The organism is Janthinobacterium sp. LPB2021202312-11-4, from assembly GCF_037049705.1.
In the GTDB taxonomy this organism is placed as follows: Bacteria; Pseudomonadota; Gammaproteobacteria; order Pseudomonadales; family Pseudomonadaceae; genus Aquipseudomonas.
Window position 1 is genome coordinate 1 of record NZ_JBAGKV010000013.1, and the last position, 16,199, is coordinate 16,199.

Annotated in this window: 12 protein-coding genes; all 12 read right to left on the reverse strand. The window is 61.9% G+C overall.

The features are described from left to right. A partial coding sequence (locus V5E99_RS15335) for a hypothetical protein (RefSeq protein WP_499803194.1) occupies positions 1-482 on the reverse strand: 482 nt, incomplete at its 3' end. 11 nt (positions 483-493) lie between these two features. Continuing rightward, positions 494-2,530 carry a type VI secretion system Vgr family protein gene (locus tag V5E99_RS15340; protein ID WP_499803195.1) on the reverse strand — a complete coding sequence of 679 codons (2,037 nt, stop codon included), beginning with the start codon at positions 2,528-2,530 and terminating at the stop codon, positions 494-496. Positions 2,531-2,558: 28 nt separating this feature from the next. Then, positions 2,559-3,560, reverse strand: a complete 1,002-nt coding sequence (locus tag V5E99_RS15345) for a serine/threonine-protein kinase (protein WP_499803196.1) — start codon at positions 3,558-3,560, stop codon at positions 2,559-2,561. Further along, on the reverse strand, positions 3,557-4,285 hold the full coding sequence (locus V5E99_RS15350; protein WP_499803197.1) for a PP2C family protein-serine/threonine phosphatase: 729 nt from the start codon (positions 4,283-4,285) through the stop codon (positions 3,557-3,559). Before V5E99_RS15350 ends, V5E99_RS15345 begins: the two co-directional genes overlap by 4 nt. Further along, positions 4,285-7,824 carry a type VI secretion system membrane subunit TssM gene (gene tssM, locus V5E99_RS15355; RefSeq protein WP_499803198.1) on the reverse strand — a complete coding sequence of 1,180 codons (3,540 nt, stop codon included), beginning with the start codon at positions 7,822-7,824 and terminating at the stop codon, positions 4,285-4,287. The genes V5E99_RS15350 and tssM overlap by 1 nt, the downstream gene beginning before the upstream one ends. Before the next feature lie 13 nt (positions 7,825-7,837). Continuing rightward, positions 7,838-8,713 carry a type IVB secretion system protein IcmH/DotU gene (icmH, locus tag V5E99_RS15360; protein WP_499803199.1) on the reverse strand — a complete coding sequence of 292 codons (876 nt, stop codon included), beginning with the start codon at positions 8,711-8,713 and terminating at the stop codon, positions 7,838-7,840. Between the two features lie 5 nt (positions 8,714-8,718). Next, entirely contained in the window at positions 8,719-10,050 is a 1,332-nt protein-coding gene (tssK, locus tag V5E99_RS15365) for a type VI secretion system baseplate subunit TssK (RefSeq protein WP_499803200.1), read from the reverse strand. 2 nt (positions 10,051-10,052) lie between these two features. Then, the gene (tssJ, locus tag V5E99_RS15370; RefSeq protein WP_499803201.1) at positions 10,053-10,553 is read right to left on the reverse strand and encodes a type VI secretion system lipoprotein TssJ; all 501 of its coding nucleotides are present in this window, start codon (positions 10,551-10,553) and stop codon (positions 10,053-10,055) included. 5 nt (positions 10,554-10,558) lie between these two features. After that, the gene (tagH, locus tag V5E99_RS15375; protein ID WP_499803202.1) at positions 10,559-11,755 is read right to left on the reverse strand and encodes a type VI secretion system-associated FHA domain protein TagH; all 1,197 of its coding nucleotides are present in this window, start codon (positions 11,753-11,755) and stop codon (positions 10,559-10,561) included. 17 nt (positions 11,756-11,772) lie between these two features. Continuing rightward, complete coding sequence (locus tag V5E99_RS15380) at positions 11,773-11,913, reverse strand: type VI secretion protein (protein WP_092276060.1); 141 nt, start codon at positions 11,911-11,913, stop codon at positions 11,773-11,775. 93 nt (positions 11,914-12,006) lie between these two features. Beyond that, the gene (locus tag V5E99_RS15385) at positions 12,007-13,527 is read right to left on the reverse strand and encodes a sigma-54 interaction domain-containing protein (protein ID WP_499803203.1); all 1,521 of its coding nucleotides are present in this window, start codon (positions 13,525-13,527) and stop codon (positions 12,007-12,009) included. 10 nt (positions 13,528-13,537) lie between these two features. Further along, a complete protein-coding gene (gene tssH, locus V5E99_RS15390; protein WP_499803204.1) occupies positions 13,538-16,192 on the reverse strand; it encodes a type VI secretion system ATPase TssH in 2,655 nt (884 codons plus the stop codon). Between the last annotated feature and the right edge of the window lie 7 nt (positions 16,193-16,199).

The following is a 16,199-nucleotide window of genomic DNA, read 5'->3' on the forward strand; positions in this document are numbered from 1 at the left end:
TCCCCAGGCATTGATTTCTCAGACTGAGTAATTTCATCCATCACGGCATCGAGTGCCCAATCCTCCACTCTGTTCAGAACCCAACAGTCACCATGCTTAAAGACGAAAATCTTCAAATAATGGGCCGCCTCATCATGAACGATCACCCTGTTCGGTAATTTGATTTCGATCTTGAGATTCGATTTGGCGGCATTTTCCGGAAGTAGTACTTTCAATTCATTAGCAGCAATCGCGTTCAGGCTCCGCTCGACTACCTTCGGTACTTTTCCATCAGCCGTCACGTGAACATGCTTCACAGGAGATGCGATAAAGACTTTCTGTATCTCTGGCTCGGATGAGAAAGCTTTGACGAACTCAGCAAAACTGCTGCTCGGACATTGCGCGGTGCTGGACGAAGAGGCAAAGGCACACGAACTCATCCCCAAGCTCAACAGCGCAATGGAAAACCACTTCATCTGCCTTACGTATTTATTTGTTGTCATCACGAAATTCATCACTCAGAAAACACAAAAAAAGCTTTCGGTTTAACCTTCTCAGGCGGCGCATTCATCAACGCCTGATCCATCAAACTCCCCGCCTTATCCTGATCCGCCGCCCCCGGCAGCACTGGCGGTTTAATCCCGATCCCAGTGCCAGAGCCCGCCGCCCCACCAGCATTGATTTTGATAACGGGCCCAACCACCGTAATCCCGCCAGCATCCAGCTTGATAAAGCTCCCACCCGCCTTCACGGTGAGCTCCATCCCAGCCTCAATAACAATCTTGTCCCCAGCCTTCAGATGTATCTCTTTCCCGACACTAGTCAGCTGCGCAGTCCCCAGCTTCACATGCTGGTTCTGCCCAATCGTCAGGTGGTCATCCATCCGCGTCTCAGTCTTCCGATCCGCAATCGTCGTCCGATGCTCTTCAGCCTTCAACTCGGTGTAGGTGTTCTTCTCCACCGTGTCATGCCGCTCATTCCCCACGCGGATCTTCTGGTCATGCTCAATGTTTTCATCCCAATCCCGTTGGGCATGGATGAAGATTTGTTCCGCACCTTTTTTGTCTTCAATCCGCAGTTCATTGAACCCGCCGCCGCCCGGCGAACTCAGGGTTTTGAACACGGTGCGGGTTTTATTGGCCGGCAGCTCGTAGGGAACCTGGTTTTCCTTGTGGTACAGGCACCCGGTCACCAGCGGTTGATCGGGATCGCCTTCGAGGAAGGTCACCAGCACTTCCATGCCGATGCGCGGGATGGCGATGGCGCCGTAGCGGTCACCGGCCCAGGAGCTAGAGACGCGCATCCAGCAACTGGTTTTGTCGTCGGCCTGGCCTTCGCGGTCCCAGTGAAATTGCACTTTGATGCGGCCGTATTGATCGCAGTGGATTTCTTCACCTTTGGGGCCGGTGACCATGGCGGTCTGGCTGCCGAGGACGCGGGGTTTCGGGTGTTCGAGGGCTGGGCGGTAGAACACGTTCCATGGCGTGGCGAGGAAGCGGTTGCGGTAGCCCTGGTGAAAGTCGTCTTTGTTGTCGGTGGTGTCGCTGGTCACCGACTCTTCGAGGACTTGCGGTTGTTTGCCTTCGTGGAAGATTTCGGTGAGCAGCCAGAGGTCGTTCCACTCGGTGCGCGGGTGGTCGGACATTTCGAGGAAGTGGCCGCTGACCAGTGTGGTTTGGTCGCCGCGACCTTCGGCTTGCTGGTAGTCGGCGCGGTGGCGTTCCAACGCTCTCTGGCTAAGAAACTTGCCCCGCGCGCGGTCGATGAAGCGGCCCGGGTAGTCGTAGTCTTCCAGGTCTGGCTCGGTGCTTTCGCCGTCGGGTTTGTAGCCGGACTCCAGTTGCAGGCGCGGTTTTTCAAAGTCGTAATCACGGCGGGTCGTGCGGCTGGTGCGGGTTTCCAGGCGCAGCTTGAAGCCTTTGATCACCGGCTCATCCGCAACCATGCCGCTGCCCTGCACATACGCGGTGGGCTGGCCGAGTTTCGGGAACACGGTCTGGTCGTCGCCGAACACCAACAGATGAGCCTTTTCGCTGTGCTGGAAGTGGTAGTGAATGCCTTCTTCTTCGCATAAGCGCTGCACAAAATGCAGGTCGGTTTCGTCGTACTGCACGCAGTAGTCGCGGTCCGGGCAGGTTTCGCTGAGCTGGAAGCTGTAGGCGTTGGCCTTGATCCCGTGTTCGTCGAGGATCAGCGCGATGATTTTCGGCGCGGACATCTGTTGGTAGATGCGTTGGTTGGTGCGGTGGTGCAGGTATTGGAGTTGCGGCACCAGGGAGATTTTGTAGCGGGTCAGGCGTTTGCCCGCATCGCCTTGCGCCACGCGGTAGATCTGGCCGTGGACGCCGCTGCCGTTGGCGTCCAGCGCAAGGAACGCCTGTTTGTGCAGGAGTTTTTCCAGGTCCAGGTCCGGGTTTTCGCTGACCAGTTCGAGGTCGAAGCGATACGGCTGGCTGATGCCTTCGGTGCCGCTGAACGACAGCACTTGCAGGTCGCCTTCGTAGTCTTCGACTTTGAGGCTGAAGTGGGTTTCGTTAGCTGGGTTGAACATGGCTAGCCCCCTGTTCGGTAGTCATCCGTTACGCCCGCAGTCGCAGGCGTTGCAGCAAAGACGAAGTGGCGCCCAAGGCGTCACGCAATTGGGCAGCGGTGATCGTTCGATCAGCCGCGTTGAAGGTCAGCGCTTTGCGCAAGGCTGGCCAGCAGTGTTTCGGAAGATTGCGGGGGATGCGCAGTTCGCGCTCCAGGCGTTCGTCCCGGGCCTGGGTTGAGGGCAAGCGGCGGAACGGGTGTTTGCCGCCGGCCAGTTCGTACAACACGCACGCCACGCCGTAGACGTCGGCGCTGGCGGTCAGCGGCTGGCCTTCGAGCAGTTCCGGGGCGGCGTAGCCGGGGGTCCAGGCGTTGAAGCGGCTGCGGCTCAGGTGCGGCAGGCCGGGCAGGATGCCCTCTTCGGCCTGGCCGAGGCCGAAGTCGAACAGGCGCACGCCCTCTTCACTGAGCATCACGTTGCTCGGTTTCATGTCGCCGTGCAGCACGCCGCGAGCGTGGGCGTAGGCCAGCGCGTCGAGCAGCGGCAGCGCGATGTCGCGCAACTCTTTCCACGGCAGGCCGGTGGGCCGCTCGCAGAGTAATTTGTCCAGGGTCAGCCCACGCATGAGTTCCATGGTGATGAAGGCGCGCTGGCAGTCGGTGTCGACTTCAAAGGTGTGAAAGCGCAGCACGTTGTCGTGGCGCAGGCGTCGGGTCAGGGCGAACTCGCTGTAGAGCAAGGCACTGGCGTCCGGCGATTCGGCAAATTCTTCGCTGAGGATTTTCAGCGCGATGTAAGGATCGGGATCGCCGAACTGTTCGTTCAGCAAGTCCCGTGCGCGGTAAACCGCGCCCATGCCACCGGCACCGAGCAGGCGCTCGATGCGGTAACGACCGCCGAGCACGTCGGGCAGTTCGGCGACGCTGGCCCGGGTCGGCGCCAGCGCCGGTGAGGCCTGATGGGGCTTGGCGAACGCAAAGTAGGTCAGGTTGTGGTCCTGCTCTTCGCTCACCAGCAGGTCGTCGAGCGGTCGCATGAGTTCAGTCATTGGCGGATTACCACGGCGGTCAGGTTGTCCCGGGCCGAGCCACGCAAAGCGCCGTCGAACAAACGCTCCAGCGCAACGTGCGGCGCGGTCAGGCTCAGGGCATTGCCCAGGGCATCGCTGCTGAGTCCTTGGTACAAACCGTCGCTGCACAACAAAAACGTATCGCCGGGGTAAACCTCGAGTTCGAGCACGTCCAGGGTCAGCACATCGGCCGCCCCGACCGCACGGGTCAGGGCATGGGCCGAAGGGTGGGCGCGGGCGTCTTCGAGGCTCATGTTTTGCTCGTCGATCAGTTGCTGTTGCAGCGAATGGTCCTTGGACAGCTGATACAAGCGCTGGCCACGCCACAAGTAGCAACGGCTGTCGCCGGCCCAGATGCAGGCCGCGCGATTGCCTTCTACCAGCAGCGCCACCACGGTGCTGCCCATGATGCTGTCGTGTCGCCCGGCCGTGACGGTCAACTCCTGGCCCAAGCGGCGATTGATCCAGTGCAAGCACTGGCGGATGCCTTTGAGTCGTTCGTCGAAGTCGTCCTGCACCGGCAGTTCCGCCAGGCTGGCGACGATCAACTGACTGGCGATGTCGCCCGCCTGATGACCGCCCATGCCGTCCGCGACCACCCACAGCCCATGCTGTGGCGAGTCGAGGAAAGCATCTTCGTTGCGCGCCCGAACCTTGCCCGGATCGGTACGCGCAGCGCTGCGCCAGGGACTGGCAACCAGCATCAGAGCTGCACCGGCATACGGAAGGTACGCAGCACACCCATGTCGAACGGGTTCGGCGTGCGTTGGCTCATCAGCAGGTAGTTGGCGCGCAGGCCACCCACGTCAGCTTTCAGGACCAGCACGTCGCGACCGTTCAGGTACTCGGTCTGCATCAGGTCGAACAGACGGAACAGCGACCATGGGCCGGTGTTCTTCTCAATACCGATCGGGCGACCGACCATTTTGTCGAGGACCAGGCTGGTGCGACCGTCTTCAGCATCGGTCGGCCATTTGAACGCCACCGGCACGATCGGGCCATGGCGGTATTCCATGGTCTTGTCGCCAAACTTGAACTCGGAACGGCTGACGGCCGGGTCGAGGGTGTACGGCTCCAGTTTGAATTGCACTTGCGGCTCGGCCGGGTTCTCGGCGAAGAAGCTTTGGCGAATGGTTTGCGCCGCCGCCATCTGGTCGAGGTAGACCTTGGAGATCGGCAGGCTGTGACCATCGACACTGCGCATGCGGTAGTTGCCCGGATCGCCGCTGACGAAAGGACGCATGTAGGTGTCGAAGAAGCGATCGACTATGCCCTGGGCCTTGAAGAACTCGCGGAAGTCGCTGATCGCCACGTCGCTGGTGCTGTGGGCGCTGAACGGATAACGCTTGTTGATCGCCTTGCCATAGAAGCCGTAGAGCTCGCTCTGGTAGCGCTGGTTCAGGTACGCGTAGGAATCGTTGAGCACCAGACGCCAGGTGTCTTCGGCCAACACGTTGAACCAGACACTGACCGGACGCGGCAAACGGTTGGACGCGTTGCGCAGGTTGCTCAGCGCATCACGCTGACCGCACATGCGGGTCTTGGCCATTTCGAATGCGGCTTGTTCCGGGGAACTGGCGCGGGCCAGGCTCGCGACTTGCAGTTGCAGGTCGTTGAGCGCTTGCAGTGCCGGGGTCAAATCAGCGGCCGGGCCGTTGTTGTCATCCAGCAAGCGGTGCAGCGGTTCGAAGCGACGTTGCAGGGATTTCTTCGCGGTGTCCGGCAGGTTCTTGGTCGCGGCCATGTCAGAGGCCTTGTCCGCAGCGGCCGACGCGAGTTTGCCGAGCTTGCCCAACTTACCTTTCTGATCCGCCAATGCGCCAGCGGCATCCGCCGCTTGATCAACCGGGTCGGCCTCTGCCGGGAACCGGGTGTTCTCGCGCACTTCCACCAGCAGTTGCAGCACCGGGGAGTTGGCCGAGGTCAGGCCCGCCAGTTGCTCGGCGCCCTCGCTGAAATCGCTGATCGCCGGCAATGCCACCTGGCCGACCGCTTCGCTCCAGAAGTTGGCGTAGTCGCGGAAGTACAGTTGCTCCAGTTCGACCATCAGGCGACGCAAGTCCATGCCGCTGATGCCCGAGCCTTCGCCCAACACCCAGTTGTCACGCAGGATGTCGCTGACCAGCGTCGCGCCCTGGACCGAGAAGTACTGCTGGTAACCCTGTTGGGTGTAGAAACCCGGGATCACATAGTCGGTGCCGACAAACAGCGAAGCCTGCGGCCCCATGTGTTGGCTCAAACGGTATTCCGGCAGGTTGCGGGCCTGCTCGCGCAGCATCCGGTAAACCACGTTGGCCAGGGACTCGCTACGCAAGACCTGACGCGCCTGGGCCACCAGTTGATCGTTGAGCGGGTAGATAAACGGCTGCTGCAACAAACGCTCGAAGTGCGTGTTCAAGCCGTTCTGCACCGCCGTGTTGCCCGCGTAACGCTGGGACCACTCGGTGGCGACCCAATCCTTGAGCCAACCGGCGTCGCGGCGATCCTTCATGTTCAGCATCAGGTACGCACGCAGGCTGTTGAGCAAGCGTTCGCGGTCCTGCATGTTGGCGCGGATCTGCCCTTCGAGCAGGGTCGCGACCCGTGGTAACAGTTGCGCTTCAAGCTCGCGCTCGTAGGCAGCCTTGACCACCGGGTTCGACTCTTCGCCCTGGTACAGCCCACCGCGTTCGTGATAACCCACGTCACCTTTTTTCGGGAAGACCTGAGTTGCCGCGTAGCTGGTGTCGAGGGTCTTGAGCGCGGCCATGGAATCATCACGGGCGGTCAGCGCCGAGCGCGATTGAGTCCAGTTTTGGGCCAGGGAACGCAGGTTTTCCAGACGCTCGTAGTTGGCAGAGAAACCGCCGGCCCAGAGCATGCCGAACAGCGCCAACGCCGCCAATGCGCCCACATACAAGGCACGCTGGCCCCAGTGGATGCGGCTGCGTTCGCGTTTGTCCAGGCCCGCCAGATCGGCTTCCGGGAAAATCACGCGGCTGAGCAAATGGTGAATGAAGCGTGAACGGCCGCTACGCAGGGTTGGCAGCGTGCCGGCGTTAATGCCCAGATTGGCGCCGATGTTGGCGGTGGTCTTGTCCATTTCTTCGACCAGGTGCGGTGCGCTGGTCAGGTAGAAACCACGCAACTGGCTGGAGCGCTGGTAGCGGTTGCCGGTGAACGCCATGTCGACGAACAGGCACAGACGCTCGCCGATCCGCCCCAATTGATGCGGGAAGTCGAGGATGCGGCCACGGCGCTGGGTGTCGCGCTCCTGGTGCATGCGCATGATCACTTGGCTGTTCAGGCGACGCAGCAGTTCTTCGAACTCGGCCCGCAGCACAGTGACGTCGGCGCCGCTCTGCTCTTTGCGAAAGCTCGTACCGAGCACCTGATCGCTTTCTTCGCGGGTCAGTTGATCAAAAAACTCGTCGAACCCGAGCAGGCTGTCAGCCTTGCTCAACACCAGGTAAACCGGCACATCGACGTGAAGTTTCTGATGCACGTCCTGCAATCGTGCCCGCACCTGGCGCGCCAGAGTTTCGAGGTCTTTCTCGTCCGGGCACAGCAGCGATTCCACAGGAATGGTCACCAGCACACCGTTCAACGGACGGTTGCGGCGACGTTTGCGCAGCAGGTCGAGCAACGTGTTCCAGGCGCTGCTGTCGACGCCATTTTCACCTTGGGCCAGGTAACGACCGGCGGTGTCGATCAGCACACCGTGGTCAGCGAAGTACCAGTCGCAATGACGGGTGCCGTGGGTGTCGCGGGTCAGTTTGCGGTCAAGCTTGTTGATCGGAAACTCAAGGCCCGAGAAGTCCAGCAGGCTGGTTTTGCCGCTGCCCTCAGGACCAATCAACAAGTACCACGGCAAATCACCGCGCCAGCGCTCGCTGCGACCGCGATACAAGCTCGAGGTCTTCAGGGTTTTCAGCGCGTCCTTGAAACGCACCTTCAACTCTTTGTCCGCTTCCTCGATCAACTCTTCGCGGCGGATACGGTCCTGGCCGACTTCAGTGTCTTCGATGGCTTTTTTGCGTACACCGGCGCGCCAACTGACGAAGACCATGGTCAGGCCCCAGATCAGGAACAGCACACTGATGGTCAACAAGCGGGAGGTCGAAGTTTCCCAGAACTTGTAATCATCCACCGCCAGCAGCGGCCCGACGAACCACACCAGCAGCGCGAGGAACAGCACCACCAGCAAGGTCCAGACCCAGGTCTTGCGCAAGAATGCGCCGACTTTCTTGAAAAACTTTTTCATCACACGTCCCTGTTTACGGCTGCGACTGCGGCTGGACCGCGGCCGGATCTAGCTGCTGATAAGGTTGCAGAACGGTTTCACGTTGCTCGCCCAATACCCAGGCAAACCCCGAATACATCACCACCAGGCACACCAACGTGAACAGCACCACCATCCACGCCGGCACGATGCGCACCAGGCTGCGGCGCTGATCGTTCAGGCCTTCCCAATGGGGCGACAGCTCACGGGGCACGTCGCCGCGCAGTTGACGGATCTGGCGATACAAGGCGTCGCGGATGCCTTCGAGTTCGAGCATGCCGCGAGCTTGTACCCGGTACTTGCCTTCGAAGCCCAGGGACAGGCACAGGTACATCAGCTCCAGCATCGGCAGGTGCTTGACCGGGTTTTTCGACAGGCGATCCAGCAACTGGAAGAACTTCTCGCCGCCGAAGGTTTCGTTGTGGAAGCTGCTGAGCAGGCTCATCTGCGACCACTCGCTTTCGTTGCCCCACGGCGTGGTCACGACGGCTTCATCGACCACGGTGCAAAGCACGTAACGGGCGGCCATCACCTGGCTGCTTTCGGCGCCGTTGTGCAGGGCACGCACTTCAAACAGCTTCAACGCGGCGGTCAGTCGCTCGTTGAGCGCGTGCATGTCTTCGCGGGTGTCGCTGTGCTTGAGACGCACCACTTCCGACAGCAGCTCGGAGGAGGCAGCCACCAGCGAATTGAGGCTGATGTTGAACGCTTCGGCCGGACGCAGACGCGCGGCGTAGATCATGCGTTCTTCGAGCTGTTCGAAACGTGGTGGCGCGGCGAAGTCTGTCAGTGGACTCGACGCCGGGCCGTGGCCCTGGCGGTCGAGCAGGACCGTTTTGTCGTCCTGGCTGTATTCCGTGTCCTTGTTCATGTCGGTCAGTTCCTGATGGCCCAGAATTTCAGTTCAAGCTCGGCAAATTCGCCGGACACGTGGAACGCGAAACCGCCGGAGCGCTCCAGTTGTGCCAGGTCTTCGGAACTGAGTTCGAGGATGAAATAGGTTTTGTTGGAGTGGAACGCAATCTGCCGTGGGGCCACCGGCAACGGTTTGACCTTGATACCCGGCAGGTGCAGGTTGACCAGTTGGCGGATGCGCTCCACCGGGCCGACCTTGAGGTGCGCCGGCAAGCGTTGGCGCAGTTCTTCGGAATCGCAGTTGGCACTGGCCGCAAGCACGAACGACGCCGTGCCCAGCAGTTTGTGGTCGTGCAACGGCGAGACGATGATCCCGTACTGACGCGCTTGCAGGACCAGTTCGATAGCGTGCTGTTCGAGCACCATCGACAGTACCTGACGAATCGCTTCCATCAGTTTGCGGAAGCTCGCGCCCTGGTCGCTGTGCTGGTAACGGCTGTCCAGGCGCGGGCGTTTGCTGTCGCTGGAGAAGGTCGCCAGATCGCCGAGCATGGTCAGCAGCGTGCGGTACAACTCTTCCGGGTGAACCTGCTCCAGGCCCAGGTAATGGCGCAGCAGCAGTTCGGTGCGGTTGATCAGTTGCAGCATCATGAAATCGCCGACTTCCGCGCCACCGACCTTGCCGTTGGAACGAATCCGGTCGGCGATGGTGTCGCCCCGGTGGCCGAGCATGCTGATCACTTCTTTGAGGCACGACAGCAGGTAGCTGGAGGAATGCGCCTGGATGTAGGTGGGCACGAAATCCGGGTCGAGGCTGATCACGCCGTCGGGCGTGGTGTCGAGCACTTCGCAGATCTTCAGCTTCACGTAGGCCTGGTCGCTCTGCTGCTCGCCGAGCAACAGTTTGAAGTCCGGGCGGGCGCAACTGACCTGGCTCGCGGAGTCATCGCCGGCGTTGGAGTCGGCGACTTCGGCTTCGTACGCGGTGAAGCGCGCCAGCACGTCCGATTGCTCCGGGCGACGGGCCTCGATGTGGTTGCCGGTAACCAGCGGCAGCGCCAGGTAGATCGGCGTATTGCCGGTGTTCGGCGGCACGTCCAGGGCCAATGGCTCGGTATTGCCGCCCAGTTCGAACAGGCTGCCGTCCGGCAGAATCCCCGAGGCCTGGCTGATCACCAGTTTGCCCATGTTGAGGAACTGCAAGTCGATGTCCAGGTTCAGGAAGCCCCAGGTGTAACTGCCCAACAACTGGGTGCGGGTCTTCATCTGGTGGTCGTAGTAGCGATCGTTGTGCTGGAAGTGCTGCGGACGCAGCAGCATGCCTTCCTGCCAAATGACTTTATGGGAGTTCATGATCAGTCAACCGCCTTGGCGAGCGTTTCATGGGTGTTGCGGATGCCGGACTGGTCGAGGGTCAGGTCAGCCTCGGTGAGTTCAACCGGGGTGACTTGCACCGTGTAGCGCCATTTGGTTTCCGGCAGGTCGCGGTAGGCGGCGAGGACGCCGACGTAGCGGCTGCCCTCTTCCACGCTGAGCTTGAGCTCGACGGTTTCGCCTGGACGCAGTTCGAGTTCTTCGGTGGCCACCATGTCCGGGGCCAGGGATTCCTTGGCGCGCTCGTACAGGCTGAAGAAGTCGGCGTTTTCGAAGGCCACCGGGTGCTTGAGCTCAAACAGGCGCACGACGATCGGCGACGGACGCCCGTTGAGGTCCGGGTTCAACTGATCGCTGGCGGTGAGCTTCAGGTTGAGTTTGGTCACGGTGGAATACGGCGACATCGACGAGCAACCGGCCAGCAGCACCAGGGCCGCGAATGCCGTCAGCATCTTGATAAAAGCGGTCGAGCAGCGAGACATGCGGATCATCCTTGGTGGTCGGTGTGAAGGGTGGAAATCAGGCGGATCTGTTCTTCGTAGGCCTGGGCGAAGTCGCGGGCCAACAGGCGTTCGCTCCAGTCATCGTCCTGACGCAGGGCCTGGTGATAACGCCCGTAGGCTCTCCAGCGACTGCCCGACGTGGCGAGGATCGGCTTGTTGTCGCGCTCGAAACGCAAGGTCAACTGTTCCGGCGAGAAGTGCTCCAGGGTGCCGCGCACCGCCGCACGACTGGCGGTCAGCAAGGCCACCTGGTGCGCCTGCAAATCCCGGAACGAACGGGAAATCGCCTGCTCGGCCGGCAACTGCCCCGGTTTGTTTGGCTGCAACAAAATACCCAGCGCTTCACCGGCATCGACGGCGAATTTCAGCGGGTTTTTGTTATTGCCCTGAACGATGGTCTGGGCCAGGCGCAGTTCGTTTTTCAGTTCGCTGCGGGTGCGCAGGCTCTGCTGCAAACCGCCGACGCTTTGCTTGAGCAGGCGTGCGGCGTTCAGTGCCAGGGCTTCGCGGGCGTCGTGGTCGAGGCCTTTGATGTCCACGCCCAGGGCCGCGCCAAAGTGCTCCCAGAAGCCTTCGCTCTGACGTTCCACCGCTTTCGGCGCCGGGGCCGGCGCAGGTTCGGCCGGGGCGTCGATCAGCTCCGGCACCATCAGGCTTTCCATGTCGATGCGCGCGTAGTCGGCGCGTTGACGCGGGTCTTCGGGCGCGTTGCGCGGGGAGATCAGTTCGTCGATTTCCGAGTACACGCGCTCTTGCTGGTCGAGGGCGTTCAGCGGATCGAGGTCGAGGAACGCATCGTCAGGAATGATGCTGCCCGCCGCCTGCGGACGGCCGACTTCCACGTCGAAGGTCGCCGGGTCGCGCACCAGCCGTGCGCGGATCTCGAAGTCGCCCAGCACGTACACGTTGCCGTGCTCGATGCGCATGGCTTCGCCCTTGCGCAGGCGCGCGCCGCTTTCGCTGTCCTGGATACCGTTGCTGCTGGTATCGGTCAGGAAAAACGAGCCTTCGCGGTAGCTGATCACCGCGTGATGGTTGGACAGGTGACGCTTGCGGTCCGGAATAATCCAGTCGCAATCCTCGCCCCGGCCAATCACGCCACCGGCCTGCTTGAAGGTCTTCTGGCACAAATCCGTGGGCACGAACTGCTTGGTGTTCAGCATTTCGAAAACCAGTTCCATGATGATGCTCCTTGCGGTCACTTGCCGCGATTGACCGCCTGCGGATCACCCAATGGGCGATAGGTGTTGTCGTTGAATTTGTAATTGCCGCTACAGCCGCCGAGGCCGCATAGAACGACGAGGGTCAGCAGGACGGCTTGCCAGTGACGAACAGGCATCAGAGGGTCTCCAGGGGTAGACAAAGGACAAAGCGCCGGCCCTTTCGGGCGGCGCTGTTAGAAGCGAATGAGGTGAAATCGAAGGTCGTTTGCCTACCCATCGAAATCACCCAAATTGATGTTCAGGCGCCCGAGGCGATAAAGCAGCGTGCGACGCGGCAGCCCGAGTTCACGGGCGGCGAGGGTCTGGTTGCCGTCGTTTTTGCGCAGGCAATCGAGCAGCAGGCTGCGTTCGACCTGCTCCAGGCGTTCGCGCAGGTTCAGGCCGCTGTTGTCTTCGGGCATGGCTTCCATGCGCAGGGAGAAATGCTCGGCCAGCAACTCGCCGCCCTCGCACAACAGCACGGCCCGTTCGACCAGGCCTTTGAGTTCACGCACGTTGCCGGGGAAGGCATAACCGGACAGGTGATCGAGCGCCGCATCCGACCAACGCACCGCGTCCCGTTGCAAGAACGAACACGCCTTGTCGGCAAAGTGCCGGGCCAGGTCGAGGATGTCGCCTTCGCGCTGACGCAGGGCCGGCAACTCGATCGGGAATTGCGCGAGGCGGTAGTACAAGTCCTCGCGGAATTTGCCTTCGCTGACCAGCACCGCCAAATCCCGGTGGGTCGCAGCGATGATGCGCACGTCGATCTTGTGGGTGTCGTTGGAACCCAGCGGACGAATCTCGCCTTCCTGCAACACCCGCAGCAACTTGGCTTGCAGGGACAACGGCATGTCGCCGATTTCATCGAGCAGCAACGTGCCGCCATTGGCCGCATCGAACAGCCCGGCGCGGTCGCGATCAGCGCCGGTGAACGCGCCTTTGCGGTAGCCGAACAGCTCGCTTTCCAGCAGGTTCTCGGGGAACGCCGCGCAGTTCTGCACGATGAACGCCTGGGAGCGGCGCGGGCCGCAGTCGTGAATCGCTCGCGCGACCACCTCCTTGCCAGTGCCGGTTTCGCCGCGCAGCAGCACGGTGTATGGGCTGTGCAGGACTTTACCGATCAGCGAATAGGTCTGGCGCATGGCCGCGCTTTTGCCGATCAAGCCATAACCACTGATGCTCGGCACGCTGCGGATAACTGGCGCGGCGGCACTGGCGGGTTGGCGCAGGCGTTGCAGCAAATGCAGCTGACCGAGCACGAACGAGCCCAGTTGCCCAAGGGAATCGGCAAAGCCTTGCAGGTCGATGTGCCGGTGACTGGCGCACAGCAGCAAGCCTTCGACGGCCTTCTGCTGATTGACCAGCGGCACGCACAGCAGCGATTGCCACGGCGTCGCCTGGTTCGGCAGGAACGTGGTTTCGTGCAGGCTGCCGCTCAACTCGCCGAGGCACACCACGCGGTTCTGGCACAGGGCGAATTGCAGCAGTTGTTCACCGTTGTAATCCGCCGGCAGGCTCGCCGCTTCCCGGGGTTGCAGGAGGCCGTTGAGGCACTCGGCGTTCATGCCCAGGCACGTGTGCGTCGCGTCCAGCAGGTACAACTGAGTCAACTCGCAACCACTGAGCTCGGCCAGACCGCGCACGAAGTCACCCAGCAGCGCAGCACCGTCCGCCGCCCGCGACAGGCTGGCGAACTGCGCCAGCAAGGCTTCGGCATAGACCAGTGGCTGCGGCACTTGAGTGAACATCACACCCACCTCAGGCGAACTCGCAAATCACGCTGGCGTCGCCGTCGAGCGTGGCGTGAACGCGCTTGAGGCTTTCACCGGTGGCCATCGCATCGAGCAAGCGGTCAGCCACCAGCGGCAGGACGTGCAGGTCCAGCAAGTGGTCGATCAGGCGTGCGCCGCTGTCGCTTTGGGTGCATCGCTCGGACAGGTGATCGACGAGGTTCTGGCACCAGGTGAACGCCAGTTGGCGACGGCTCAGACGCTCGCCCAAACGACCGAGCTTGATCTCGATCAGCTCGCGCAGCACCGGGCCGCCCACCGGGTAGTAAGGCACCACGCGCATCCGCGCCAGCAGCGCCGGTTTGAAATGCTTGCTGAGCACCGGGCGAATGGTTTCCTCAAGGACTTCGGCGGATGGGCGCGCGCCGTTTTCGCAGAGTTCGGCAATGCGGTCGCTGCCCAGGTTCGAGGTCATCAGGATCAATGTGTTGCGGAAATCGATCTCGCGCCCTTCCCCGTCGTTGGCCACGCCTTTATCGAAGATTTGGTAGAACAGGTTGAGCACGTCCGGGTCGGCTTTTTCGACTTCATCGAGCAACACCACCGAGTACGGCTTCTGCCGCACGGCCTCGGTGAGCATGCCGCCCTCGCCGTAACCGACGTAGCCTGGCGGTGCACCGATCAGGCGCGACACGGTATGTTTCTCCTGGAATTCGGACATGTTGATGGTGGTGATAAAACGATCACCGCCGTACAGCAGGTCGGCGAGGGCCAGGGCGGTTTCGGTCTTGCCGACACCGCTCGGGCCGACCAGCAGGAACACGCCCACCGGCGCATCGGGTTTGTTCAGGCCGGCAGCGGTGGCGCGCATCGAACGGTCCAGGGCGTGCACGGCTTGTTCCTGACCACGGATGCGAATGCGCAAATCGGTGGCGAAGCTCGCGACTTTGGCGTTGTGCTCCCGGGCCAGTTGCGCCAATGGCACACCGGTCCAGGCGCTGATCACTTCAGCCACCAGACGCGGGCACACTTCGAAGCTCACCAGACGCTCTTTGACTTGCAGTGCTGTCAGGGTTTTGTGGGTTTCGTTGAGCGCGGCTTCCAGGGCTTCGACGGTTTGGGTTTCGTCGACCGGCGCTTCGAGGGTTTCGATCACGGTGCCTTCGGCGTCTTCTTCAACCGTGACGGTGGGCTCGACGGCGACGGCAACCCGGGCCTTGGCCAGTTGCTGGCGCAGGTCCAGCAGGCGCTCGGCGAGTTCTTTCTGTTCAGTCCACAGGGTTTCCAGCGCGACGCTTTCGTCTTCGGCTTCTTCCAGGCGCGCCTCCAACGCGTCCAGCGCTTCGTGATCGATCAACAAACCGGCCTCGGCATCGCGGCGCAGGGCCTGACGCTGACGGCCACCTTCGGCCAGTTCGCCACGCAGGCGTTCCAGGCTTTCCGGGGCGGCGGCGAGGCTGATGCGTACGCGGGCGCACGCGGTGTCGAGCACGTCGACGGCTTTGTCCGGCAGTTGGCGACCGGCGAGGTAACGCGCCGACAGTTCGGCGGCGGCAACTACGGCGTCATCGCGCAGATAGATGCCGTGGCTCTTCTCGTAGACCTGGGCCAGGCCACGGAGGATGGTCACCGCTTCGCTGACGGTCGGTTCGTGCAGTTGCACCGGTTGGAAACGACGGGCCAGGGCCGGGTCTTTTTCGAAATACTTCTTGTACTCCGCCCAGGTGGTGGCGGCGATGGTGCGCAACTCGCCACGGGCCAGGGCCGGCTTGAGCAGGTTGGCCGCGTCGGAACCGCCGGCATTGCCGCCCGCACCGATCAGGGTGTGGGCTTCGTCGATGAACAGGATGATCGGTTTTGGCGAGGCTTTGACCTCGTCGATCACACCCTTGAGGCGACGTTCGAACTCACCTTTGACGCTGGCGCCGGCCTGCAACAGGCCCATGTCCAGGGACAGCAACTCAACGCCCTTCAGCACTTGCGGCACTTCACCGGCAGCGATGCGCGAGGCCAGGCCTTCGACGATGGCGGTTTTACCGACGCCCGCTTCACCGACCACGATCGGGTTGTTTTTGCGGCGACGGGCGAGGATGTCGACCATCTGCCGAATCGCGCCATCGCGGCACAGCACCGGGTCGAGTTTGCCGTCCCGGGCCTGTTGGGTCAGGTTGTGGGTGAAGCGCTGCAACAGCGATTCGCCCGGCACGGCGGGTTTGCCGGTGGCCGGTTGCTCTTTTTGGGACAGGGCGAATTCTTTCAAGCGGTCGATGTTCAACTTGGACAGCAACGACTGGTAGCGGCTGCCGGCGTAGCGCATCGGGTTGCGCAGCAGTGCGAGGATCAACGCGGCTTGCTCGACCTGGCTCTGGCCCAGTTCAAGGTTGGCCACCAGCAAGGCGTCTTGCAGCCATTGCACCAATTCCGGCGCGAACACCGGGTTGCGCGAGGCACTGTGCTCGACCCGCGATTGCAGGGCGGCGCTGAGTTCACCGGCGTCCACTTCGGCATCCTGCAACGCGCGTGCGAGCAGGCCATTCGGGCGCTCCAGCAAGCCCAGCAGCAGGTCTTCGACGAGGATCTTGCTGCCGCCACGGGCGACGCAACGTTCAGCCGAGCTTTCCAGGTCGCGACGGGTTTCGGCGTCCAGCGCCTGAATCAGTTGTTGCAGGTCTACGTTGATCATGGGGTCA